This window comes from Streptomyces sp. G-G2 (assembly GCF_030063135.1).
Lineage (GTDB): Bacteria > Actinomycetota > Actinomycetes > Streptomycetales > Streptomycetaceae > Streptomyces.
This window is the reverse complement of sequence record NZ_JASISO010000012.1, coordinates 145,378-168,191: the sequence shown is the minus strand read 5'-3', so window position 1 is coordinate 168,191 and position 22,814 is coordinate 145,378. Positions and strand designations below refer to the sequence as shown.

Annotated in this window: 19 protein-coding genes, 5 tRNA genes and 2 pseudogenes; 8 read left to right on the top strand and 18 right to left on the bottom strand. The window is 73.5% G+C overall.

The window, feature by feature from the left end; genetic code table 11:
- Window positions 1-123: 123 nt before the first annotated feature.
- From QMF80_RS12890 to QMF80_RS12880, 3 genes are all read right to left on the bottom strand, one after another.
- Window positions 124-951, bottom strand: coding sequence for a GNAT family N-acetyltransferase (locus QMF80_RS12890; RefSeq protein ID WP_283452646.1), 828 nt, complete (start codon window positions 949-951; stop codon window positions 124-126).
- 85 nt (window positions 952-1,036) lie between these two features.
- Window positions 1,037-1,858: an aminotransferase class IV gene (locus QMF80_RS12885; RefSeq protein WP_283452666.1), complete on the bottom strand. Its 822-nt coding sequence runs from the start codon at window positions 1,856-1,858 to the stop codon at window positions 1,037-1,039.
- Window positions 1,859-1,905: 47 nt separating this feature from the next.
- A complete protein-coding gene (locus QMF80_RS12880) occupies window positions 1,906-2,997 on the bottom strand; it encodes a chorismate-binding protein (RefSeq protein ID WP_283452645.1) in 1,092 nt (363 codons plus the stop codon).
- A 212-nt stretch (window positions 2,998-3,209) separates the two neighbouring features.
- Here QMF80_RS12880 and QMF80_RS12875 point away from each other — a divergent pair.
- From QMF80_RS12875 to QMF80_RS12855, 5 genes are all read left to right on the top strand, one after another.
- Window positions 3,210-3,282 (top strand) — tRNA-Gly (locus QMF80_RS12875).
- A 40-nt stretch (window positions 3,283-3,322) separates the two neighbouring features.
- A tRNA-Cys gene (locus QMF80_RS12870) sits at window positions 3,323-3,396 on the top strand.
- A 1-nt stretch (window position 3,397) separates the two neighbouring features.
- A tRNA-Val gene (locus tag QMF80_RS12865) sits at window positions 3,398-3,469 on the top strand.
- Window positions 3,470-3,490: 21 nt separating this feature from the next.
- Window positions 3,491-3,562 (top strand) — tRNA-Val (locus tag QMF80_RS12860).
- 42 nt (window positions 3,563-3,604) lie between these two features.
- Window positions 3,605-3,679: transfer RNA gene (locus QMF80_RS12855), tRNA-Val, on the top strand.
- 65 nt (window positions 3,680-3,744) lie between these two features.
- Here QMF80_RS12855 and QMF80_RS12850 read toward each other — a convergent pair.
- The 3 genes from QMF80_RS12850 to QMF80_RS12840 all read right to left on the bottom strand — a co-directional run bounded on the left by QMF80_RS12850 (window position 3,745) and on the right by QMF80_RS12840 (window position 5,699).
- On the bottom strand, window positions 3,745-4,065 hold the full coding sequence (locus QMF80_RS12850) for a TFIIB-type zinc ribbon-containing protein (RefSeq protein WP_283452643.1): 321 nt from the start codon (window positions 4,063-4,065) through the stop codon (window positions 3,745-3,747).
- 66 nt (window positions 4,066-4,131) lie between these two features.
- A complete protein-coding gene (locus QMF80_RS12845) occupies window positions 4,132-5,085 on the bottom strand; it encodes a phosphotransferase family protein (RefSeq protein ID WP_502962830.1) in 954 nt (317 codons plus the stop codon).
- A gap of 428 nt (window positions 5,086-5,513) precedes the next feature.
- On the bottom strand, window positions 5,514-5,699 hold the full coding sequence (locus tag QMF80_RS12840; RefSeq protein ID WP_283452641.1) for a hypothetical protein: 186 nt from the start codon (window positions 5,697-5,699) through the stop codon (window positions 5,514-5,516).
- Window positions 5,700-6,240: 541 nt separating this feature from the next.
- On the opposite strand from QMF80_RS12840, the gene QMF80_RS12835 reads away from it, so the two are divergent.
- The gene (locus QMF80_RS12835; RefSeq protein WP_283452638.1) at window positions 6,241-7,470 is read left to right on the top strand and encodes a serine/threonine-protein kinase; all 1,230 of its coding nucleotides are present in this window, start codon (window positions 6,241-6,243) and stop codon (window positions 7,468-7,470) included.
- A gap of 42 nt (window positions 7,471-7,512) precedes the next feature.
- On the opposite strand, the gene QMF80_RS12830 is transcribed toward QMF80_RS12835, so the two are convergent.
- The 9 genes and pseudogenes from QMF80_RS12830 to QMF80_RS12790 all read right to left on the bottom strand — a co-directional run.
- Entirely contained in the window at window positions 7,513-8,334 is an 822-nt protein-coding gene (locus QMF80_RS12830) for a TrmH family RNA methyltransferase (protein ID WP_283452636.1), read from the bottom strand.
- On the bottom strand, window positions 8,327-9,457 hold the full coding sequence (gene cobA, locus QMF80_RS12825; RefSeq protein WP_283452634.1) for a uroporphyrinogen-III C-methyltransferase: 1,131 nt from the start codon (window positions 9,455-9,457) through the stop codon (window positions 8,327-8,329). Before cobA ends, QMF80_RS12830 begins: the two co-directional genes overlap by 8 nt.
- A gap of 416 nt (window positions 9,458-9,873) precedes the next feature.
- The gene (gene cobT / locus QMF80_RS12820) at window positions 9,874-13,197 is read right to left on the bottom strand and encodes a nicotinate-nucleotide--dimethylbenzimidazole phosphoribosyltransferase (RefSeq protein ID WP_283452632.1); all 3,324 of its coding nucleotides are present in this window, start codon (window positions 13,195-13,197) and stop codon (window positions 9,874-9,876) included.
- 244 nt (window positions 13,198-13,441) lie between these two features.
- Entirely contained in the window at window positions 13,442-14,695 is a 1,254-nt protein-coding gene (cbiE, locus tag QMF80_RS12815; protein ID WP_283452630.1) for a precorrin-6y C5,15-methyltransferase (decarboxylating) subunit CbiE, read from the bottom strand.
- Window positions 14,696-15,013: 318 nt separating this feature from the next.
- Window positions 15,014-15,598 (bottom strand): annotated as a pseudogene (locus QMF80_RS12810) (GNAT family N-acetyltransferase); the annotation flags it as partial.
- Window positions 15,599-15,839: 241 nt separating this feature from the next.
- Window positions 15,840-16,703, bottom strand: a complete 864-nt coding sequence (locus QMF80_RS12805; RefSeq protein WP_283452629.1) for a MetQ/NlpA family ABC transporter substrate-binding protein — start codon at window positions 16,701-16,703, stop codon at window positions 15,840-15,842.
- A 97-nt stretch (window positions 16,704-16,800) separates the two neighbouring features.
- On the bottom strand, window positions 16,801-17,469 hold the full coding sequence (locus tag QMF80_RS12800; RefSeq protein ID WP_283452627.1) for a methionine ABC transporter permease: 669 nt from the start codon (window positions 17,467-17,469) through the stop codon (window positions 16,801-16,803).
- On the bottom strand, window positions 17,466-18,509 hold the full coding sequence (locus QMF80_RS12795; RefSeq protein ID WP_283452625.1) for a methionine ABC transporter ATP-binding protein: 1,044 nt from the start codon (window positions 18,507-18,509) through the stop codon (window positions 17,466-17,468). The genes QMF80_RS12800 and QMF80_RS12795 overlap by 4 nt, the downstream gene beginning before the upstream one ends.
- A 399-nt stretch (window positions 18,510-18,908) precedes the next feature.
- Window positions 18,909-19,165, bottom strand: a pseudogene (locus QMF80_RS12790) (HAD-IA family hydrolase); the annotation flags it as partial.
- A 116-nt stretch (window positions 19,166-19,281) separates the two neighbouring features.
- Here QMF80_RS12790 and QMF80_RS12785 point away from each other — a divergent pair.
- Together QMF80_RS12785 and QMF80_RS12780 are read left to right on the top strand one after the other, a co-directional pair.
- Window positions 19,282-19,650, top strand: coding sequence for a hypothetical protein (locus QMF80_RS12785; RefSeq protein WP_283452623.1), 369 nt, complete (start codon window positions 19,282-19,284; stop codon window positions 19,648-19,650).
- Entirely contained in the window at window positions 19,643-20,131 is a 489-nt protein-coding gene (locus tag QMF80_RS12780; RefSeq protein WP_502962829.1) for a hypothetical protein, read from the top strand. The genes QMF80_RS12785 and QMF80_RS12780 overlap by 8 nt, the downstream gene beginning before the upstream one ends.
- A 46-nt stretch (window positions 20,132-20,177) precedes the next feature.
- On the opposite strand, the gene QMF80_RS12775 is transcribed toward QMF80_RS12780, so the two are convergent.
- From QMF80_RS12775 to QMF80_RS12765, 3 genes are all read right to left on the bottom strand, one after another.
- Window positions 20,178-20,675: a GNAT family N-acetyltransferase gene (locus QMF80_RS12775; protein WP_283452621.1), complete on the bottom strand. Its 498-nt coding sequence runs from the start codon at window positions 20,673-20,675 to the stop codon at window positions 20,178-20,180.
- 37 nt (window positions 20,676-20,712) lie between these two features.
- The gene (locus QMF80_RS12770) at window positions 20,713-21,231 is read right to left on the bottom strand and encodes a sigma-70 family RNA polymerase sigma factor (RefSeq protein ID WP_283452620.1); all 519 of its coding nucleotides are present in this window, start codon (window positions 21,229-21,231) and stop codon (window positions 20,713-20,715) included.
- Between the two features lie 94 nt (window positions 21,232-21,325).
- The gene (locus QMF80_RS12765; protein ID WP_283452618.1) at window positions 21,326-22,549 is read right to left on the bottom strand and encodes a glycerophosphodiester phosphodiesterase; all 1,224 of its coding nucleotides are present in this window, start codon (window positions 22,547-22,549) and stop codon (window positions 21,326-21,328) included.
- Between the last annotated feature and the right edge of the window lie 265 nt (window positions 22,550-22,814).

Here is a 22,814-nt window from a genome sequence, read left to right as displayed (position 1 = left end):
CCTCTTCCGCATCCTGGCGTTAACCGCCGCGATCTGGTTCAACGACAAGACGGGGCAACCCGTCAAGCGGTCACTGACCGCCTACGATCACTGACCGCGACGACACCCCTTGGACTCATTCATCTAGAGGAGTTCCTTGGCGAAGTTGGTCCGGACCGTGCGGTAGCCGAGCGACTCGTACAGGCGCTCCGCCGGGGTGTTGCCCGCGAGGACGTGCAGGCCGAGGGTGGTCAGTCCGGCCGCGCGGACGGCCTTCTCGGCGAGCAGCATGAGGGAGCGGCCGCGGCCCTGGCCGCGCTGTCCGGCGGCCACCTCGACGTCGAAGACGTACGCCTGCCCGGCCACCCGCCCGATCCAGATGTGCCCGGCGGGCGCCCCGGCCGCTTCCAGGACCAGGAGGTCCACACCGGGCGTGTCCGGCCCCTGGGGCAGTTCGGCGGCGTGGGAGGCGGTGGACTTCGCGAGCGCCGCCTCCGGGGAGAGGCCCCGGGCCTGCCACGACCCGGCGTACCGGACGACGGCTTCGGCCAGCCAGGGCGCGTACTCCCCCGCGGTCATCGGGCGCCCGGTCACTCCCTCGGGGAGCGGCGGCGGGGCGTCCGTGAGGTCCTTGACCATGTTCCGGCCGGTCCGGGCGTAGCCGAGGATCCCGGCCAGTTCCGGTCCGCCCGCCGCTTCCGCCGGGACGGAGACCGCCACCCGGCGGCAGCCCCAGGAGCGCAGCACCTCCTCGGCGGCGAGCGCCGCCACCGTGGCGCGGCCCCGGCGCCGGTCCCCCTCGTCGACGAGAAGGTCCTGGATCGCTCCGGACACGAAGGCGCCGAGGGGTTCGTCCGAGGTCAGCAGCAGGGAGCCGACGCGCCTGCTGTTGACCCGGATCTCGTACGGGCGCGAGCGCGCCCCGGCCGGGGTCTGCTGGAGCGGCGCGGACGGCCGCAGGGTGGTGGTCATCAGGGTCTTTCTACCCGCCGAACGGGTACCCGTCAGCTCCTTTCCCGTCCGGTATCCACCCCGGCGGGCGGGCGCGGGGCCGGGGTCACGGGTCGAGGTCGTCCCCGGTGCGCTCGGCGAAGATCCGTACGGCCTCGGCGGTGACCGGGCCCGGTACGGCGCTCAGCGCGCGTCCGTCGATCCGGTGGACGGCCTGCACGTCGCGCAGCGAGGAGGTCACGAAGACCTCCTCGGCCCGCTCCAGGGCCTCGAAGGGCAGGTCGGTCTCCTTGGCGCCGACCCACTGGATCACCAGGTCGCGGGTGATGCCCGCGAGGCACCCGGAGGCAAGGGGCGGGGTGTGGAGTTCCCCGTCGAGGACGACGAAGACGTTGGAGCCGGTGCCCTCGCAGAGGCGGCCGACGGTGTTGGCGAAGAGGGCCTCGGAGGCACCGGCCCGGTGGGCGGCGGCCAGCGCGACGACGTTCTCCGCGTAGGAGGTGGTCTTCAGCCCGGCGACGGCGCTGCGCTCGTTGCGCACCCAGGGGACCGTGATCACGGCGGTGGTGTCGGGGCGGCGGGCGGCCGGGGCCAGAGCCACGACGAGGGTGGGTCCGGCCTCGCCCCGGTCGGAGCCGAGCGGGGAGAGCCCGCCGGTGTAGGTGATCCGCAGCCGGCCGAAGGGGACGGCGGCGGAGCCCGCCTCCAGTACGGCGGCGCAGGCTCGGCGGACCTCATCGACATCGGGGTCGGGCAGGCCCAGGCCCCGGGCGGAGCGGGTGAGCCGGTCGAGGTGCCGGGTCATGCCGAAGGCGGCCCCGCGCTCGGCCTTGAGCGTCTCGAAGACGCCGTCGCCCACGGTCAGGCCGTGGTCGAACACGGACACCTTCGCGCTGTCGGGGTCGCGCAGCGCCCCGTCGAGCCAGATCGGCTGCGCGTCCGGCGCGGGTGCGTGCGGTGTCGCCTTGGGCGTCGTCACTGAGCGGTCCCTCCACTGTGCTGGTACGTGCCCGACGCTACCGCGAGCAGCCGGGCCGCCTTGAGTTCGGTCTCGGCCCACTCCCGGTCGGGGTCGGAGCCCCAGGTGATGCCCGCGCCGGTACCGAAGCACAGGCGGGGGCCGCCGGGGGCCTCCCGGTCGATCCAGAAGGTACGGATGCCGACGGCCAGCTCGGCGGTGCCCCGGTCGGCGTCGACCCAGCCGATGCCCCCGCAATAGGGGCCGCGCGGGGCGGTCTCCAGGGCCTCGATGATCCGCAGGGCGGAGGATTTGGGGGCTCCGGTGACGGAACCCGGCGGGAAGGTCGCGGCGAGCAGCTCGGGCCAGCCCGCGCCGTCCGCGAGGTCTCCGCTGACGGTGGAGACGAGGTGGACCAGGCCGGGGTGCTCCTCGACGGCGCACAGCTCGGGGACGGCGACCGAGCCGGTGGCGCAGACCCGCCCGAGGTCGTTGCGCACGAGGTCCACGATCATCACGTTCTCGGCGTGGTCCTTGGGCAGCAGGTCCGCGACGGTGCGGCCGGTGCCCTTGATGGGACCGGACGCGATCCGGCGGCCGCTGCGGCGCAGGTACAACTCGGGGGAGGCGGTGGCGATCTCGACCCCGTGGGCGGGGAGGCGGATCGTTCCGGCATAGGGGGCCGGGTTGCCCCGGGCCAGCAGGGCGGTGAGCGCGTCCACGTCGGCGTCCGCGCCGTCCGCACCGACCCCGGCGCTGTCGGCGGCGGGTCCCGGGAGCGGCGCGGACATCACACGGCAGAGGTTGGCCTGGTAGACCTCGCCCGCGGCGATGTGCTCGCGGATGCGGCGGACGCCCGCGACGTAGGCGGCCCGGTCGAGCGAGGAGGTCCAGGCGTCGGCGGCGGGGCCTCGCCAGGCTCCCGGAACGGGCGCGGGAACGGGGTCGGGGCGTATGTCCCCGAAGCGCGCGCAGGTCAGCCGTCCCTCGAAATCCGCGGCCACCGCCCAGAAGCCGGTGGAGTCCAGGGCGGAGGGATCGCTGGTGACATCGCGGAGATCGGATGCGAGGAGGCCGCAGAAACGGGCCATGGGGGGCAGGTCGTGCACGGCTGCGAGTCTATGACCGGTGACGGCTCGGCGCCGCAGAGGTGACCTGCGGTGGCCGGCGAGGTGACGTGGGGTGGCCGGCGCCGTGACGTGTGGTGATCGAGCGGCAGCACGCTGCGGAAACGCGTTTTTGAGCTTGCTCGGGAATCCGCTAGAGTTCAACACGTCGCCAGGGAGCGCCGGGGGAAACCTCAGCCGCGAAACGGTGACCTGCGGACGTAGCTCAGTTGGTAGAGCACCACCTTGCCAAGGTGGATGTCGCGAGTTCGAGTCTCGTCGTCCGCTCGATGTGGGGGATCTCCCGAGAACCCTTGCTCAGCTCCATGGTGGAGTGGCCGAGAGGCGAGGCAACGGCCTGCAAAGCCGTCTACACGGGTTCAAATCCCGTCTCCACCTCCAAGGACGATTAGCTCAGCGGGAGAGCGCTTCCCTGACACGGAAGAGGTCACTGGTTCAATCCCAGTATCGTCCACTTGATCCGCGAGGATCACCCGCGCGATTAGCTCAGCGGGAGAGCGCTTCCCTGACACGGAAGAGGTCACTGGTTCAATCCCAGTATCGCGCACGCTGTACAGTTACCCCCCTGCGGCCCCGCGTCGCAGTGCCCGCGCGATTAGCTCAGCGGGAGAGCGCTTCCCTGACACGGAAGAGGTCACTGGTTCAATCCCAGTATCGCGCACCACCTGAGAGCCCCGGCCGTTTCCACGGCCGGGGCTTTCGCGTTCAGGGGCACGCGTTCAGGGGCCCTCAGGACGAGAAGAGCATCCGTCCGAAGCCGCCGTGCTTGTGGCCGTGCTTGTGGCCGCCGTGGTGCTGCGGGGCGCCCCAGGCGGGGGCCGCGTGCGGGGCCGGATAGCCGCCGGGCTGGGCCGGGTAGCCCGGCTGCGCGGGGTAGCCCTGCGGGGGCGCGGGCGGCGGCGGGGCCTGGAGGTACTGGGACTCCAACCGGGTCAGCGCCTCCAGCTCGCCGTAGTCCAGGAAGATCCCCCGGCAGTTGGCGCACTGCTCGATCTGGACACCGTTGCGGTTGTAGGTGTGCATCACCGCGTGGCACTTCGGACACTGCATGATCGGCTCAACTCCTCGCCGTCGAAAGTCGACACCGGATACCTGCCCGGTGGCGTGAAACTCACCCTACGGCGCTCCCCGCGCGGGCAAGTCGGCCGGGAGGGTGGCGATTCGGGCACAGGCATCGAGCATCAGCCCCTCCTCCGCGTCGAGTCTGCGCTCCTCCCGCACCGCCTTGGCCAGCGCGAGCGCGGCGGTCTGCACGGTCAAGGCGCGGGCCGCGAGGTCGAGTTCCGGCCACGGGTCGCTGCCGGGCGGACCGGCGGCGGGACCGCCCTCGGCCCGGTAGGCGTCGAGGAACCGGAGCCAGACGTCCGGGTCGAGCAGTCCGGCGGCGTACCAGGCCGCCGGACGGGCCAGGTCCCAGGCGGGATCGCCGAGGCCGAGGTCGTCGACGTCGATGAGGGTCCAGGGGCCGGTGGGGGCGGGGTACCGGACGAGCTGGCCGAGGTGCAGGTCGCCGTGGCACAGCGTGGTGGACGGCGGGGCGGCCCCGATGCCCCGCGCCCACCGCGCCACCCGGTCGGCGGCGGCCGCCACGACCTGACCGAGCCCGGCCGCCTCGGGGTGGGCGTACGTCCCCGGGCCGGCCGGGTCGGCGGCCCGCGCGGCGGGGGCGGGGGCGAAGCCGGGGACGGCCGGGGACGGGCCGGACGTGTCGCCGGTCCGTGCGGCGGGGTCGGCCGGGGCCGGGGCGGTCAGGGCTTCGCTCATGCGGCGCAGGGCGCGGGCCACCTTGGCGGGGCCGCGCATCGGGGGCACCGGGCCCGGGAGCCGGTGGACCGGGACGCGGTGGAGGCGGGCCAGCAGACGGGCGGTCTCCTCCCACGGGGCCGCGGCGGGCCGCCCGGGGTCCACCGGGACTCCGTACGGCCAGAGCGAGACCGGCCGCCCGTGGAGGTGGCCGAACCCGGGGTCGAGCGGGGGCAGCAGGATCCCTGCCAGCGCCTCGGACCCGGCGATCCGGATGCGCGCCGCGAGGTGCCCCCGGTCGCTGTCCCCGGCGTGCGCCTTGGCCACGGCCGCGCCCCAGCGCACGACGGTGCCGTCCTCCCGGTCGGCCAGCACCACGTGCCCGGCTCCGGCGCTCGCGTCGGCGGTGCCCGCGTCGGCGCTGTCCGCGTCGGCCGTGGTCACCTCGGCCCTGCCGGCGTCGGCCCTGGTCGGCCGCGGCGGGGTCGAGGCGTGTCGGGCGGCTGCCGCGAGGGCCGTGGTCAGGCGGTCGGTCGGGCTCACGCGCGCTCCCGGGTCGGGCGGGGCCGGGCGGCCCGCCTGGGGATCGTACGCGTGGCCGGGCGGCGGGACGGGGAACGGAAAAGGGCGCTGCCCCGGCGACTTCTCAGTCGCCGGGGCAGCACCCTTCTCCTGCCGTCCGCCGCACCCCCGTCCCCACGGGGCTGATGGCCGATGTCCCGGCCCGGGCCGCTCTCCCGGACCCGGGGCGCTGCTCAGCGCCCCAGCAACGAACCCACGGACGACGCTTGCGCCACCACCTGGTCCCATCCTCCGAAGAAGAAGACCAGGATGGCGGCCAGGGGGAGCACCATCGCCGCGGCGACCAGCGGGTGCCGCGTGCCGGACTCATGGCCGTTGAACGCGAATGCCTTGCGTCCCGTCCGTGCGATGTCCGCCATGGCCCTCTCCCTGTGGTTGGCAGCGGCGGGCTTGTGACCTCGGGGGACGAGTGCGCCACCCGCCGCTTGTCTTCAACACTAGGGGGGCGGAGGGCTCCTGGCCTCATGCCTTCGGACCCATGCCGGGCCTCCGGGAGGATGACTGCGGCGGTACCCGTGTACACCCCTGGGTGGAGACCGCCGCCCCGGTGTAGGGGTCATCCCCGAGGCCCTGTCCCGGGGTGTCCGCCGCCCCTCCCCCGCTGGTGACTTCCCTCACGTCCCGGGGCCGCCCCGGGACGGTGCCGGGCGGGCGCGGGGGCGGCTCCGGAGGGTGCGGGGCCGTCCGGGCCGGTTGGCGTCAATCTCCTTGGCGCAAGGGCCGTTTGGGGGAACACCCGTAACCCCGCCCAGGGGTCGCTCGTACCCCTGATTCTCCCTCAAGTGGCCTTGCCCGCACTGACAATCGAATCTCGCGGCGAGGGCGCGGCCTCTGAGCGGACATGCCGGATGGTCCGTAAGCTGTGCCACGTCAACAGGACGACCGGTCAGCGGGGTGGACATGGCGATGATGCGGCTCCGGCGGGAGGACCCCCGTGTCGTCGGCTCGTTCAGGCTGCACCGACGGCTCGGCGCGGGTGGCATGGGTGTGGTCTACCTGGGCTCGGACCGGCGCGGACAGCGGGTCGCGCTCAAGGTGATCCGCCCCGATCTCGCCGAGGACCAGGAGTTCCGCTCGCGCTTCGCCCGTGAGGTGTCCGCCGCCCGGCGGATCCGCGGCGGGTGCACGGCCCGGCTGGTGGCCGCGGACCTGGAGGCGGAGCGTCCGTGGTTCGCCACGCAGTACGTTCCCGGGCCCTCCCTGCACGACAAGGTGGCCGAGGAGGGTCCGCTCACCGCTGCCCAGATCGCCGCGATCGGCGCCGCGCTCTCCGAGGGGCTGGTCGCCGTCCACGAGGCGGGGGTGGTCCACCGGGACCTCAAGCCGTCGAACATCCTGCTCTCCCCGAAGGGCCCCCGGATCATCGACTTCGGGATCGCCTGGGCGACCGGTGCCAGCACCCTCACGCACGTGGGCACGGCCGTCGGCTCCCCCGGCTTCCTCGCTCCGGAGCAGGTGCGCGGCGCCGCCGTCACGCCCGCCACCGACGTCTTCGCGCTGGGCGCCACCCTGGCGTACGCGGCGACCGCCGACTCGCCCTTCGGACACGGCAGTTCCGAGGTGATGCTGTACCGCGTGGTGCACGAGGAGGCACACCTTCAGGGCGTACCGGACGCCCTCGCACCGCTCGTGCAGGCCTGCCTGGCCAAGGACCCGGAGGACCGGCCGACCACGCTCCAGCTGTCCATGCGGCTCAAGGAGATCGCGGCGCGCGAGGCCCAGGGGATCACGGACGGACGGCCCCCGGCCCAGCGCGGCAGGCCCGAGCGGCCGACGGGGCGGCTGGCCGAGGAGTACGCCGACCAGCACACGGAGCGGCGTACGGCGGGCACGCCCGCGCCGCGCCCCCAGGGTGAGCCGGGCGCGCACGGGGTGCCGTCGCCGAGCGGCTCGCACAGTGGCTCCCACAGCGGTCCGCACACGCGCCCCGCGGGACCGCGCGAGCCCGGCGGCCCGTCCTCCCGGCCCACGTCGGGACGTACGGGCGGCGGGCGGCCGGGGCCGCGTACGACGGGCACCGGGCGTCGGCCCTCGCGGCCTGACCCGCGGCTGATGCGGCAGCGGCTGATCGTGTTCGTGCTGGTCACGCTGATCGTGGCGCTGGGGATCGCAGCGGCCCAGAAGCTCTAAGCCGCCGCGTCCCGCCCGTACTCCTCGACGGAGCCGGGTGGTTCAGCCGCGCGGGCGGGTGGCGTAGAAGGCCACGGCGGAGGCGGCGGCCACGTTCAGCGAGTCGATCCCCTCCGACATGGGGATGCGGACCCATTCGTCCGCCGCGCGCAGGGCGTAGGTGGACAGGCCGTGGCCCTCCGAGCCGAGCATGATCGCGGACTGCTCGAAGCGCTCGGGCGGGACCTGGTCCAGCGGGGTGGCCTTGGCGCTCGGCGTCATGGCGAGGATCCGGTACCCGGCCTCCCTGACCTGTTCGAGGTCGGCGGGCCAGTCGGTCAGCCGCCCGTACGGGACGGAGAAGACGGAGCCCATCGAGACCTTGATGGCCCGCCGGTACAGCGGGTCGGCGCAGTCCGGGGAGAGCAGGATCGCGCTGATGCCGAGGGCCGCGGCGCTGCGGAAGGCGGCGCCGAGGTTGGCGTGGTCGACGAAGCCTTCGAAGATCGCGATCCGGCGGCTGCCACCGGTGTGCGCGGTGAGCAGCTCGCCGCCGGTCGGGAGGGGCTTGCGCTGCATGGAGGCGAGGGCGCCGCGGTGCACGTGGTAGCCGGTGACCCGTTCGGCCAGCTCGGGGCTGACGGCGTAGACGGGGGCCGGCAGCTCGTCGATGACGTCACGCATGACATCGACCCACTTCGCGGAGAGAAGCATCGAGCGCATCTCGTACCCGGCGTCCTTGGCCCGCCGGATGACCTTCTCGCCCTCGGCGATGAAGAGTCCTTCGGCGGGCTCGCGCCGACGCCGCAGTTCGACGTCGGTCAGGCCCGTGTAGTCGCGCAGGCGCGGGTCGTCGGGGTCCTCGACGGTGATGAGATCAGCCACAGGGTGATACTGCCTTGTCCTGGGTGTGGTGCCAACGGCACGGTCGTGCGCGGGTGGTGGCGGCGGACCGGCCGTGGCGGACCAGGGCCTCGGCGATCAGGCCGATCTTGTCCACGCCCATGAGGATCACCAGGGTGCCGGTCAGCTTGGCCAGCGAGGCCCAGTCGACCAGCGACCGCGGGTCCTCGGGGCCGACGTGACCGCTGACGACCGTGAACTCGTGGGCCACCCCGCGGTGCGTCACCGGGATCCCGGCGGCGCCGGGCACCGAGATGGAACTGGAGATGCCGGGGACGACCGTGCACGGGATCCCCGCTTCGGCCAGGGCCTGGAGCTCCTCCATGCCGCGGCCGAAGACGTACGGGTCCCCGCCCTTGAGCCGGACCACGGACTTGCCGGCCCTGGCGTGCTCGATCAGCGCGTTGTTGATGGCCTCCTGGGCCATGAACCGGCCGTACGGGATCTTCGCCGCGTCGATGACCTCGACGTGCGGGGCCAGCTCGTCCAGCAGGTCGCGGGGGCCGAGGCGGTCGGCGATGACCACGTCGGCCTCGGCGAGCAGCCGACGGCCGCGGACGGTGATCAGGTCCGGGTCGCCGGGGCCGCCGCCGACCAGGGCGACGCCGGGGTTGCGCTTCTCGCGGCCGTGCGCGGGGGCGGCGAGGGTGCCGTCGCGCAGGCCCTCGACGATCGCGTCGCGCACGGCGGCGCTGCGGCGCGGGTCGTTGCCGGTCAGCACGGCGACGGTGACGCCCTCGCTGCGGCCGGTGGCGGGGGTCCAGGCGGTGGCGGCCTCGGCGTCGTCGGCGCGCACGCACCAGACCCGCTCGCGCTCGGCCTCGGCGGAGGCGGCGTCGTTGGCCGCCTTGTCGCGGGTGGCGATCAGGGCGTACCAGGTGTTCGCGAGGTCGCCGTCCTGGTAGCGGCGGCGCTCCCAGCGGATCTCGCCCGTCTCCGCCATGACGTCCACGGAGGGGGTGGCGGACGGGGAGATCAGCAGCACGTCGGCGCCGGCCGCGACGAGCGCGGGGAGGCGGCGCTGCGCGACCTGGCCGCCGCCGATGACGACGACGCGGCGGCCCGCCAGACGGAGGCCTACGGGGTAGGCGGGGTGTGCGGCCATGCGGCTCTCCTCGTGCGGTGCTCTTCGTGCGGTGGGGCGGTGCGGGCGGGGCTCGCGGCGGCGGTGGCGCGAATCGCGTGGTCAACGTTACGGGCCGGGGTGGCGGGGTGCCGGTCCGGGGGCGGGGTTGGCCGCCGGGGGCTCGCTCGCCCCTGCGGGGCCGTTCCGGAGGCACGGGCCCGTCGTCCCCCGGGAGGCGCCCCACCCGCCGACGGGGCTGGTTCGGCCGCCCGGCAGCGGGAACACGGCCCGCGGGACATCCAGCCCCACCGGCGTTCGAAGTGCCCCCGGAGGGCAGACCGAGCCGCACCCGGCAAGTCGGCACCCGGCAGTCGGCCGCGAACGGCGGGTTCGGCCTCGCCGACCGGTGGAGCCACCCCCGCGAGGGGCGGGCCCGGCTCCACCGGAGGGCGGGGTTACTTCTCGGTGACGCCCGCCGAGTCGAAGGTCGCGACCTCGTGCATCGCGCGGGCCGCGCTCTGGACCAGGGGGAGGGCCAGCAGCGCCCCCGTGCCCTCGCCGAGCCGCAGGTCCAGGTCGATCAGCGGCCGCAGGCCCAGCGTGTTCAGGGCCGCGACATGGCCCGGCTCGGCGCTGCGGTGGCCCGCGATGCACGCCGACAGCGACTCCGGGGCGATCGCCCGGGCCACCAGCGCCGCCGCGCCCGCGCTGACGCCGTCCAGGATCACCGGCGTACGCAGCGAGGCACCGCCCAGCAGCAGGCCGACGATCGCCGCGTGCTCCAGACCGCCGATGGCCGCCAGGACGCCGACCGGGTCCGTCGGGTCGGGCTGGTGGAGCTCCAGGGCGCGGCGGACGACCTCGACCTTGCGGGCGTGCGTCTCGTCGTTGATGCCGGTGCCGCGCCCGGTGACGTCCGCCGGGTCGACCCCGGTGAACACCGAGATCAGGGCCGCGGACACCGTCGTGTTCGCGATGCCCATCTCACCGGTGAGCAGCGCCTTGTTGCCCGCCGCGACCAGGTCACGGGCGGTCTCGATGCCCACCTCGATAGCGGCCACGGCCTCCTCGCGGGTCATCGCGGGGCCCACCGACAGGTCGGCGGTGCCGGGGCGGACCTTGCGCGGGAGCAGTCCCGGGGTCGCGGGGAGGTCCCCGGCGACGCCCACGTCGATCACGCAGACCTCGGCGCCCACCTGGTTCGCGAAGGCGTTGCAGACGGCCCCGCCCCCCAGGAAGTTGGCGACCATCTGCAGGGTGACCTCCTGCGGCCACGGGGTGACGCCCTGGGCGTGCACTCCGTGGTCACCGGCGAAGATCGCGACGGCGGCGGGTTCCGGGATCGGCGGCGGGCAGACCCGGGAGAGGCCGCTGAGCTGCGCGGAGATGATTTCGAGCATGCCCAGGGCCCCGGCGGGCTTGGTCATGCGCTTCTGGCGCTCCCACGCCTCGCCGAGCGCCTTCGCGTCGAGCGGGCGGATGCTCGCGACCGTCTCGGAGAGCAGGTCGTGCGGCTCCTCGCCGGGCAGCGCGCGGCGCCCGTACGTCTCCTCGTGGACCACCCAGGACAGCGGACGCCGCTTGGACCAGCCCGCCTGCATCAGCTCGGGCTCTTGGGGGAACTCGTCGACGTACCCGACGCACAGGTAGGCCACGACCTCCAGGTGCTCGGGCAGGCCCAGCTCGCGGACCATCTCGCGCTCGTCGAAGAAACTGACCCAGCCGACGCCGAGGCCTTCGGCACGGGCGGCGAGCCAGAGGTTCTCCACGGCGAGCGCGGAGGAGTACGGGGCCATCTGCGGCTGGGTGTGCCTGCCGAGGGTGTGGCGGCCGCCGCGGGTGGGGTCCGCGGTGACGACGATGTTCACCGGGGTGTCGAGGATCGACTCGATCTTCAGTTCCTTGAACTGCTTCGCCCGGCCCTTGGGCAGCGACTTGGCGTACGCCTCGCGCTGCCGCTGTGCCAGCTCGTGCATCGTCCGGCGGGTCTCGGCCGAGCGGATGACGACGAAGTCCCAGGGCTGGGAGTGCCCGACGCTGGGCGCGGTGTGCGCGGCTTCGAGGACGCGGAGCAGGACCTCGTGCGGGATGGGGTCGGTGCGGAAGCCGTTGCGGATGTCGCGGCGTTCGCGCATGACGCGCAGGACCGCTTCGCGCTCCGCGTCGTCGTAGCCGGGGGCGGGCGCGCCGCGCTCCGCGGGCACGCTGTCCTCGGCCTCGGCGGGCTCAGCGGGCTGCTCGGCCGCGGCGGGCTCGACGAACACCTCGGGCCGCGCCTCGGCGGGCTCGGGCCGCGGCTCGGGCTCGACGGCGGCGGCCACCGGCTCGGGGGCCTGCTCGGCGGGGGGCCCGGCCACGGGCGGGACGGCCACGACGGGCTCGGCCTGCGGCTCGACGGCGGCGTCGGCGGGCGTTTCGACCGGTACGACGATCAGCGGCACGGGGTCGGCGGCCCGCACCACCGCTTCCGCGGGCGCGGCGGCCACGGCCGGCTCGGCGACGGGTTCCACGAACGACTCCGGCGCGGCCAGCACCACGGGCTCCGGCGCGGGCTCGGGATCGGGACCGGGCTGCGGCTCGGGCGCGGCCGCGATCACCGGCTCCGCCGTCCACGGGGTACCGGCCTGGAGCGGGACCTCGCCGAGCTGCGGGCCGGGGGCCGCGACGGGCTCCGCGGGCGGGGCGTCCAGGTACTCGGGGGCCCCGGCCACCTGGACCGGCGGCGCGGGGGCTTCTGCGGCGGCCTCGGCCGCGACCTCGGCCTCGACGGGTGCCGCGGCGACCGGCTCGGCCACCGGCTCCACCAGGGGCTGGGCCACGGACTGTGCCACGGGCTGAGCCACGGGCTCCGTCACCGCCTGGACCGGTGCCTCGACCGGCGCTTCGGCGGGCGTCTCGACCGGATCGGCGACCGGAACGGGGGCCTCCGACACGACGGGCGCCTCCACTGGCGCCTCCACCGGCGCTTCCACGGCGGCCTCGGCCGGAGCCGGGGCCTCCGCGACGACCGGCACCTCCATCGCGACCGGAGCCTCGACGGCCACAGGAGCGGCCACAGGAGCGGCCACGGGAGCGGGAGCCGCAGCCTGCGCCGGAACCGGCGCCGGGGCGGCCTGGACGGCGGCGGGCGGGGCCGGGGCCACGGGAGCCACCGGGGTCACCGGCGCGGCCGGGCCCCGGTCGGCGAGGGACCGTACGAGGCCACCGGAGGCGTCCGGAACCGGGGGGCCCATGTGGAGCGGGCGCCGGGCCGGGGTCGCCGGAGGCGCCACGGCGGTCGGGGGCGCGACGGGCGCGGCCGCCGGGGGCGGCAGCAGGCCGCCGAGGTCGAGGGCGCCGGAATCGCGCCCGCCCGCCTCGTGGGCGCCGTGCGTGTAGGAGCCGGTGTCGGTGACCACGGCGGCGGTGGCGAAGCCCGTGTCGGTGAAGCCCGTGACGGTGAAACCGGTATCGGTGAACCCGTTGGCCGCGGGCTCGCCGTAGTAGCCGTCGGCGTAACCGCCCTCCACGGCGAAGACCGGTGCCGGGGGAACCACCTGCGGGTCGCTCCAGGCGCCCTGGCCGCTGGGCATCAGCAACAGGTCGTCGTCCTCGGCGGGGTTGTCCACCAGGTCCTGGAAGGCGTACCCGCTCGGAGCCTGCAGCGGGGCGGGCAGCGGATCATGGAGCGGATCCGGAGCCTGAGCCTGCGACGGGACCGGCGCGGGGATGCCGTGCTGATCCACCATGCCCGCGTTGTCCGGGTGGCCCTCGCCCGGAACCTGGCCGGTGTCAGTCATGCGTACCCCTCGCCCATCGGTGTTGCTGCTTCGATCGCCCGGCGCCCGTATGACCAACGAGCGTGGCCGCCGTGCGGCACGAGCCCCTTCGGGCACGCCAGCGCGGACAACCACTAAGCATTGTCGCGCCCGTTCGCCACCCTGGTGGCCGAATCCGCCACGGTCTGCTGTGGACTGCGCCACGTCGCGCCGCCTGTGGTGCCGCCGTGCCCGGAGTGTCAGGGCAGGTCGACGATCGGCCAGCCTACCCCGCGGGCTGTGCCGGACGGTGGACGGGGCGTTCGGCCGCGATCAGGAAGACCACGGAGCGTTCCTGCTCGCGCCAGGTCCGGGTGTCCATGCCCACGGACTGGAGGAGCGCGCACTCGACGGTGTAGCCGCGTTCGGTCAGCGCGACGCCGATCGCCTCCGCCTGGTCGCGGGTGGAGGCGTGGGTGACGATCCGTTCGGGGCGGCGGTCCGCGCAGGCCTCGACGACGGGGACTCCCCCGCCGCCGATGCGGATGACATCGGGTTCCGGCAGGTTTTCGAGTACGTGGGGTGCGCGGCCGGTGACGGCCTGGAGGAGGACGCCCCGGCGGCGGGCGGCGACCTCGATGCGGTCGCAGGCGCGCGGGTCGGCGTCGACGGCGATGACGGCCGCGCCGAAGGCGGCCGCGTCCACGGCGAGTGCGCCGGATCCGGCGCCGATGTCCCAGACGAGGTCGCCGGTACGGGGGCCGAGGCGGGCCAGCTGGGCGGCGCGCAGCAGCGCCGACTCCCCCTCCTTGGTGGCGGCCCCGGCGAGGATCTCGGGGTGGTGGTCGGGGTGGGCCCAGCCGCGGGCGCCCTCGGCGGCCACGGCGACGGCGGTGGGCCGGCCCATGAGCCAGCCCGGGTCGGCGGAGACCGGTCCCCCGCCGCCGACGACGATCACGACGTTGGGGTCGCGCCAACTGTGGTCGGCGGCCCGGTCGGAGGTCAGGACGGTGACGCGTTCCTTGTCGGTGCCGAGTTCCTCGCAGATGACGAAGGTGCGGTGAACGCCTTCAAGCAGCAGGGCGAGTTCGGCGGGGCCCGCGCCGGGCGAGGTGAGGACGGCGACCTTGGTGTGGGCGCGGCAGACGTTGACGGCGCGGCGCAGGGTGCGGCGCTGGGCCACGACGACCTGGGCGTCGTCCCAGGGCATGCCCGCGCGGGCGAAGGCGGCGGCCACGGAGGAGACGGCGGGCACGACTTCGACCTCGAGGCCGTGTTCGGGGGCGCGCAGGGCCCGTACGACGCCGAAGAAGCCGGGGTCGCCGTCGGCGAGGACGACGGCGGTGCCGCGGTGTCCGGCGATCCGGCGGGCGGCGAGGCCGAGGCTGCCGAGGCGTACGCGTTCGGCGCCGGGCGGTACTTCGGGGAGGGCCAGGTGGTGGCCCGCTCCGGCCACGAGGGTGGCGGCGGAGAGCGCCGACCGGGCGGCCGCGGTCAGCGGCGAGCCGTCCCATCCGATCACCGTGACCCGGTCGGCCATCGTCGTCGGTCTCCCTGGTGTGGGTGGGGGTGCGGGGTCGTCCCGGCGGTGTGGGCGGGCACGGTGAGACTACCTGGTGAGCGGGGCGGGCCGGGGTCAGGTCCGGTCGGCCCCGGCGGCGTGGCCGTGCACGGCCGGCCGCTGGTCGTGCGCGGCGTCGTCCGGGGAGGTGTCCGGTGCGGCCTTCGCGGGCTCGTTCACCGGCTCGTTCACCGGCTCGCGCACGGGATCGCGCACGGGATCGCGCACGGGATCGCGCACGGGATCGACCACCGGTTCGTCCACGACGTGGAACTCTCCGTAGCCGTCGAGCACGTCGAGGTCGTCGAGGTCCTCGGGGACCAGGCCCCAGACGAGCAGGTCGGTGCGGGTGTCGGCCCATCTGCCGTCGGGCATCTGGGTGCGCACTATCCACGCGTTGCGCAGCACGCCCTCGCTGATGCAGCCGATCTTCTGGGCCACCTGCTGGGCGGCGGTGTTGTCGGCGGCCGTCCGCAGTTCGAGGCGCTCGAAGCCGTGGTCGCGGAAGAGCCAATGGGCGACGGCGAGCGTGGACTCGCAGGCGTAGCCCTCGCCGCGGGCCCAGGGGGCGGTGACGTAGTCCATTTCGACGCTCAGGCAGCGCCAGTCGGTGTTGCGGACGTGGACGGCGCCGACCAGGCGGTGGGTGAGGAACTCGGTGACGGCGAAGATGATGCCCCGGCCCCCGGTGCGTACGGCGTGGGCGTCGCGGGTGGCCCACGCGTGGGCGTCGGCGCGGGTGTAGGGGTGCGGGGCGCGGGTCCAGGCGGTGATGAGTTCGTCGTTCATCATCGCGGTGAGCGCGCTGACGTCCTCTTCCTCGAAGGGGCGCAGCACCAGCCGGTCCGTGCTGATGGAGACGTCCGGGAAGGTGGTAGTCATGCGCAGCTCCATGCCTGAGACCGTGGCCGTAGGGCCCCAGCATGCAGTATCGGTCCGGCAGCGCGCAGGGCCGGGCTGCCCGGAAGCGGGCAGGTCGTGGCGGTGTGCGGGCAGCGGCGCGGCCCCGCGCGCCCGGGAGGGGGCGTGCGGGGCCGGGGCGGCGTCACCGGGCCCGGAGGGAACCTGGCACGGAGCCTGGAGGGAACCCGGAACGGGACGGAAGGGGACGGGAGGGGACGGGTCAGGAAGCGGGGGTGCCGAAGGCCGGGATGACCGAGCCCTGGTACTTGTCCTCGATGAACTTCTTGACCTCGTCGGAGTTCAGGAGCTTGGCGAGCTTCTGGATCCGGGGGTCGTTCTGCTTGCCGTCCTTCACCGCGAGGAGGTTGGCGTACGGGTTGCCCTCGGCCTTCTCGAGGACGAGCGCGTCCTTTGCGGGCACCAGCTTGGCCTCGATGGCGTAGTTGCCGTTGATGACGGCGGCGTCCACGTCGTTCAGGGCCCGCGGGACCGTGGCGGCCTCCAGCTCCTTGAACTCCAGACCCTTCTTGTCGGTGATGTCGGCCAGCTTGGCGCCGGTGCCGACACCTTCCTTGAGGGTGATGAGCTTGTTGGCGGCGAGCAGCTGGAGCGCGCGGCCCTCGTTGGTGGGGTCGTTCGGGACGGCGACGGTCTGGCCGGCCTTGATGTCCGTGAGGGACGTGACCTTCTTGGAGTAGAGGCCCAGCGGCTCCAGGTGGACGTTGACCACCGGGACGATGTGGGTGTGGTTCTTCTTGTTGAAGTCGTCCAGGTACGGCTTGTGCTGGAAGAAGTTCGCGTCGACTTGGCCCTGCTCGGTGGCGGTGTTGGGCAGGACGTAGTCGGTGAACTCCTTGACCTCCAGCTTGAGGCCTTCCTTCGCCGCCAGCTTGTCCTTGACGAAGTTCAGGATGTCGGCGTGCGGGCTCGGGGAGGCCGCGATGACGAGGGGCTTGCTCTCGTCGGTCTTGCCGCCGTCGGACGAGGCGGAGGACGGGTCCGAGGAGGTGCCGCAGGCGGTGAGGCCGAGGGCGAGCGCCGCGGTGGTGGCGGCGAGGGCGGTGGACTTGATGGAGGTGCGCACGAAGAGTGCCTCTTTCCTGGTGGTGCGGATAACGCCCGAGCACGACGAGTGCGGGCTGTGGGAGGAGAGAAAGTCTGTGGGGGGGGCCGTGCCCCGGTCAGGCTGTCCGGCCGCGGCGGGCGAGCAGGCGTACCACGCCGTCACCGAGCAGCTGGATCACCGTGACGATGGCGATCAGGACGATGACGGTGGCGACCATGAAGCCGGTCTCGAAGCGCTGGAAGCCGTAGGTGATGGCCTTGGAGCCGAGGCCTTCGCCGCCGACCGCGCCCGCCATCGCGGAGTAGCCGACCAGGGTGATCACGGTGGTGGTGACGGCGGCGATCAGCGAGGGCAGGGCCTGCGGGAGGAGGACCTTGCCGACCAGGGTGGGGATGCCGCCGCCCATGGATTCGACGGCCTCGATCAGGCCCCGGTCCACTTCGCGCACGGCGGTCTCGACGAGCCGGGCGAAGAAGGGGATGGCGCCGATGGCCAGCGGGACGATCATGGCGGTGGGGCCGATGAAGGTGCCGACGACGGCGGTGGTCACCGGGATCAGGAAGATCAGCAGGATGATGAACGGCAGCGAGCGGCCGATGTTCACGATCACGCCGATGACCTTGTTGACCGCCTGGTTCTGGAGCAGGCCGCCCGTGTCGGTGAGGACCAGCAGGATGCCGAGGGGCAGTCCGCCGAGGACGGTGACCAGGGTGGACCACAGGACCATGTAGAGGGTGTCGTACGTGCCCTGCGTGAGCAGCGGCTCCATCTCGGACCAGGTCACTTGGCACCATCCTTGACCAGCTCGGCCAGCTCTGTGTCGGCGTCGACCACGTCGACCTGGAGGCCCTGCTCGCGCAGGAAGCCGACGGGGACGACGTTGTCCTCGTAGCGGCCGGGCAGTTCGATCCGCATCCGGCCGACCTGGCGGCCGCCGATGGTGTCCATGGCGGCGCCGAGGATCGATATGTCGATGTTGTAGGTACGGGCCAGCTGGGAGATGACCGGCCGGGTGGCGCTCTCGCCGTGGAAGGTGACGTCGATGACCGTCTGCTCGGCGGTGGTGGCGGAGCCGGTCAGCGGGAACAGTTCGTGGGCGAGTTCGGAGCCAGGGGTGGCCAGCAGCTCGGGGACGGTCCCGGACTCGATGATCCGGCCGTTCTTCATCAGGGCGGCGGAGTCGCAGACGGACTTCACGACGTCCATCTCGTGCGTGATGAGCAGGACGGTCAGGCCGAGCTGCCGGTTGAGGTCGCGCAGCAGCTGGAGGATCGAGCGGGTGGTCTCGGGGTCCAGGGCGCTGGTGGCCTCGTCGGAGAGGAGCACCTTGGGTTCGCCGGCCAGGGCGCGGGCGATGCCGACGCGCTGCTTCTGGCCGCCGGAGAGCTGACCGGGGTAGGCCTTGGCCTTGTCGGCGAGGCCGACGAGGTCGAGGAGTTCGAGGGCCTTGCGGGAGCGCTCGCGGCCGGAGACCCCGAGGATCTCCAGGGGCAACTCGATGTTGCCCTGCACGGTGCGCGAGGACAGCAGGTTGAAGTGCTGGAAGACCATCCCGATGCGGCTGCGGGCCTCGCGGAGTTCCTTGCCCGCGCGGCGGCCGCGGCCGGCCAGCGCGGTGAGGTCGACGCCGTCGACGCTGACGGTGCCGGTGGTGGGGCGCTCCAGCAGGTTCACGCAGCGGATGAGGGAGGACTTTCCGGCGCCGCTCTGGCCGATGACTCCGTAGACCTCGCCCTCGCGGACGTGGAGATCGACGCCGTCCAGGGCGGTGACCTCGCGGCCACGGGACTGGTAGACCTTCGTGAGGCCCGATGTGGTGATCACAGGAATTCCGTCGCTGTCGAGTGCACGGCATGGCAGACCGGGCACGGGGCAATCATCTGGGGACGCGATACGGGACGAACCGGAACGAAAAGGCGGTTCGACGCCGGGCGTGAGGCAGGAGTGGTCCGGGCGGCGGCGTTATCGCTGACGCGCGGCGGACGGACTCGGCCGATCTCGCTTCGGGGCGCGAGGCTCAGTGAAAGGGGCCCTCAGAAGGCGCGCATTCGACACATACAACGAGCACCGGGCGTCATGGTCGCCTCGGTCGCAAGGGTGCGGCTGCTCGTCGTGGTCATGGACCCAGTAAACCAGACGTATCCCTTGACCGATCAACGATGTCCGGATAGCGGACGGATTCCGACCACCATCCGGACACCGCCGAGGTGCGGCGGGGTGGGGTCAGCCGTCCGTCGCGATCACCATGCCCTCGGCGCCCACCTGCACGGACACCGCCGAGAGGCCCCGGACCACCACTTCGGCGACCAGCTCCGCCGCCAGTGCGTTGTGGTCAAGGCCACGGTCCGCATCCCGGCCGCACGGCCCGCCGCCACACCCGCCGGGGCGTCCTCGAAGACCACGCCGCGGGCCGGGTCCACGCCCAGCCGGGCGGCGGCGAGCAGGAACGGCCCGGGGTCGGACCTGCTCCGCGCGATGTCTCCTCGGACAGCGGGGCTTCGGCGTGCGGCCTCACGTCTTGCGGGAAGCCAGGGGCCACGGGCCAGGGGCCAGGGGCGAGCGCATCGGGCCCTTCGGCCCGTAATACCCTCGCAGCATGCTCGACGCCCTGACGGTCGCCATCGGCGTGGCCGCACTCGCCCTCGCCGCCTGGTGCGGATTCGCCGCCTGGCGGGACCAGCCGACCAAGGACTGGCACTTCGCCGGGATGGGCCTGGTCACCCTGCTGGTCCTGGCCCAGCTGGTGGTCGGACTGGTCCTGCTCGCCCGGGGCGAGCAGCCGCACGACGGCAAGGTGCTCTTCGTGGCGTACCTCGTCGGCGCCTTCGCGGCGGTCCCGGCGGCCGGGTTCCTCTCGCTGACCGAACGCACCAAGTGGGGTTCGGTGACGGTGGCCGCGGGCGCGGTCGTCCTGGCCGTGCTCGAAGTACGGCTCTACGACATCTGGGGTGGCACCGGTGCCTGATACGGACGCTGACACGAACGCGGGCACGAACGCGGGCACGAACGCGGGCACGAACGCCGACACGGCCGAGGACGCGCGGGCTCCCGCGGGGCGCACGAAGCTGGTCTCCGGACCGGGGGTGCTGCTGGTCTGGCTGTACGGGGTGATCACGGTCGGCGCGGTCTCGCGCTCGGCCTACCAGATCTCCACCGAGTTCGACCGGGCCCCGCTGCCCTACGCGCTGAGCGGGGTGGCCGCGCTCGTGTACGCCTTCATCACGTACTCGCTGGTGCGCGGCGGGGAGACGGCCCGCAAGGCGGCGCGGATCTGCTGCGCCGCCGAGCTGACCGGCGTGCTCTCGGTCGGGACCTGGACCGTGGTGCGGCCCGACGCGTTCCCCGACGCGACGGTGTGGTCGCAGTTCGGGATGGGGTACCTCTTCATCCCGGTGATCCTGCCGATCACCGGGATGCTCTGGCTGCGTACGAAGCGCGGTCAGTGAGGCGTTCGCGGGTGGTTCGGGGCGCTCCGGGCGGTAGCGGCCCGGGTCAGGCGCTGACGGCGTACTCGGTGGCTTCCTTCTCCAGCATGATCAGCTCCACGCCGTCGGAGGCGGTCCGGCCGCCGACCGCCACGTAGCCCGCCTTGCGGTACATCCGCAGGTTGGACTCGCTCTTGCGGCCGGTGAAGAGCCTGAATCGGGCGGCCTTGGGGCCGTCGGCGAGGGCTTCCTCCACGCTGCGCAGCAGGCGGGTGCCCAGTCCGTGGCCCTGGAGCCGCGGGTGGACGCAGAGCTTGGCGATCTTGCCGGCGCCGTCCTCGTCGGTGCTGCCGCGCACCGTTCCGACCACCTCGCCACCGAGCCGGGCGACCAGCACGATGTCGGCGGCCAGCTCGCCCTTGAGGGAGTCCAGGGACTGGGTGAGGGGCTGGATCAGGTAGTTGCCGTACAGCTCGGCCTCGCGCTGGAAGCACAGGTACTGCAGTTTGAAGATCTGCTCCGCGTCCTCGGCAGCTGCCGCCGAAATGGTCACGCTCATGCCCATGTGCGCATGCCTCCCGCTCACCTGGTAGCCCACTGGTCTACCGCTCCTTTCCCCGCAGGCCAGGAGCCTCAACCTCTGCAGCCAGCATTCTGCGCAGACATCCCAGGCATCGGGAACGCACGGGTCCCAAACTTCCTTGTGAGATACCCAACTCTCCTGCGATTTCACGGTAAGTGAGGTCCCTGGGCGACAGAAACGCATTCATGAGTTCCGGGCAGCGTCCGGGCAACCGGGCGACCGCCGACCGGACGGCCCGGCCCTGCTCCCGGTGCAGCAGCTCGTCCTCGGGCCCGTGTGCGGGCGTGTCGTCGGCGCATCCCGAGGATCCTGCGTACGGGACTTCGCGCCGCGCGCGGCGACGGGCCCGGCGGGCCTCGGCGCGTACGGCGCGGCGCAGCCAGCGCGCGGGTTCTGCGGGCGTCGGCCCGTGCTGGTCCCGCTCCAGCAGCCGCACCCACACGGCCTGTTCGAGATCGGCCGGATCCATGCCTGCGAGCGGTGCTTCGGCGGCGGCCTCCGCCGAGAGCAGTGGGCCGAGTTCCTTGAGCAGATCCATGCCGGGCGGGACGCGCGGACCGCGCCCCGTGGTTTCGCCGCCGGACGCGGAACACCCGTACGAGAAGATCCCGCCGCCCGTTGACGAGCGCGGCTCAGCGGGGGCGGCGGCCCGGGCGGAAGTCCTCGGCCGCGAGCAGCGCGGTGTCGGCGTTGTCGGTGAAGACCGCGTCGATGCCGAGTCCGAAGTAGGTCCGGAAGGCGCCGAAGGCGTCCCCGTACGCGTTGGGGTCGGTGCCCTTGCGGTACTCGGCGGGCAGGAAGATGTTCTCGTTGCGCGCGGTGTAGGGGTGCAGGATCAGGCCCCGCGCGTGGGCGTCGCGCACCAGGGTGGTCGGCGTACCGAGCTTCCCGGCCGCGTCGCGCGGCACGACCAGGTCCATGGTCGGGCCGATGGCCTGCGCGTATCCGGCGATCCACGTCAGGCCCTCGGGCGTGACCAGGTCGGCGACCGTGCGCGGGTCCTTGGCCAGCTCGAAGTCCCAGGGGCGGGTGTTCGCGGCGCCGAGCAGGACCACACGGGGCGCGGAGACCAGCTTGGCGAGGCGCTGGATGCTGGAAGGTTCGAAGGACTGGAGGAAGAGGGCCGAGTTCCGCCGGTCGCGGCCGTAGCGGCGCAGCAGTTTCGCGAGCGGCTCCTCCAGGCCGAGCCCCAGGGCGCGGAAGTAGCTGGGGTGCTTGGTCTCGACGTGCAGCCAGACCCGCTTGCCGCGTCGCTTGCCCTCGCGGTCGGCCCAGCGCAGCACCTCTTCGAAGGTGGGGATCTCCCAGCGGCCGTCGTAGAGGGTGTTGCGCTGGCGGACGGCGGGGATACGCTCCTTCGCCCGCAGGGTCTTCAGTTCGGCGAGGGTGAAGTCCTCGGTGAACCAGCCGGTGAGGGCGACCCCGTCGACCGACTTGGTGGTGCGCCGGGAGGCGAACTCGGGGTGGTCGCCGACGTCGGTGGTGCCGCCGATCTCGTTCTCGTGGCGGCAGACGAGGTGGCCGTCCCGGGTGGGGACGACGTCCTGCTCGATGACGTCCGCGCCCAGGTCGAGGGCCAGCTGGTAGGAGCCGAAGGTGTGTTCGGGCCGGTAGCCGCTGGCCCCCCGGTGGCCGATGACCGTCGGATAGGGAAGGTTCCGGTAGTCCCCGGCGTCGCCCCGGCCCTGGGCCTCGTACGACGGCTCGCCGTACGCCTGCGTGCCGGTCGCCGCGGCGCCCGCCGTCCGCGCGTCGGCCGCCGATGCCCGGCCCGCACCCAGCCCCCACGCACCGCCGCCCGCCGCCACGACGGCCGCCCCCAGTACCGCGCGCCTGCCTGCCCCGCCCTGCGTCATGAATGCCCCTCATCCCGTTCGGAAATCCAGCCCGGGCCGCCCGGAGCCCCCGGTGCGGCCGGTGCGGCCGTCTTGGACCGGCCGGGGCCGGTGGGCCCGGGATCGCCGGGCCGTCGGTCCCGATCGGCGGACCGATCGTAGGCAGCGGCCTGTGTCGGGCGGGCGTTCCGGGGCGGGACTGCGGGGAAACATGGCGCAAACGTGCGTCAACTTTGCGTATAGGCCCCGCGAACCCGATGTGCGATCAGAGGGGACCCGCGAGTAT

Excerpts from the sequence above, each read along its gene's own strand:
- QMF80_RS12840 (WP_283452641.1), bottom strand. The coding sequence starts at position 5,699 with ATGGCGGACATCGCACGGACGGGACGCAAGGCATTCGCGTTCAACGGC.
- cobA (WP_283452634.1), bottom strand. The coding sequence starts at position 9,457 with ATGGCCGCACACCCCGCCTACCCCGTAGGCCTCCGTCTGGCGGGCCGC.
- QMF80_RS12785 (WP_283452623.1), top strand. The coding sequence starts at position 19,282 with ATGCTCGACGCCCTGACGGTCGCCATCGGCGTGGCCGCACTCGCCCTC.
- QMF80_RS12850 (WP_283452643.1), bottom strand. The coding sequence starts at position 4,065 with ATGCAGTGTCCGAAGTGCCACGCGGTGATGCACACCTACAACCGCAAC.
- QMF80_RS12890 (WP_283452646.1), bottom strand. The coding sequence starts at position 951 with ATGACCACCACCCTGCGGCCGTCCGCGCCGCTCCAGCAGACCCCGGCC.
- cobT (WP_283452632.1), bottom strand. The coding sequence starts at position 13,197 with ATGACTGACACCGGCCAGGTTCCGGGCGAGGGCCACCCGGACAACGCG.
- QMF80_RS12775 (WP_283452621.1), bottom strand. The coding sequence starts at position 20,675 with ATGGGCATGAGCGTGACCATTTCGGCGGCAGCTGCCGAGGACGCGGAG.
- QMF80_RS12765 (WP_283452618.1), bottom strand. The coding sequence starts at position 22,549 with ATGACGCAGGGCGGGGCAGGCAGGCGCGCGGTACTGGGGGCGGCCGTC.
- QMF80_RS12770 (WP_283452620.1), bottom strand. The coding sequence starts at position 21,231 with ATGGATCTGCTCAAGGAACTCGGCCCACTGCTCTCGGCGGAGGCCGCC.
- QMF80_RS12835 (WP_283452638.1), top strand. The coding sequence starts at position 6,241 with ATGGCGATGATGCGGCTCCGGCGGGAGGACCCCCGTGTCGTCGGCTCG.
- cbiE (WP_283452630.1), bottom strand. The coding sequence starts at position 14,695 with ATGGCCGACCGGGTCACGGTGATCGGATGGGACGGCTCGCCGCTGACC.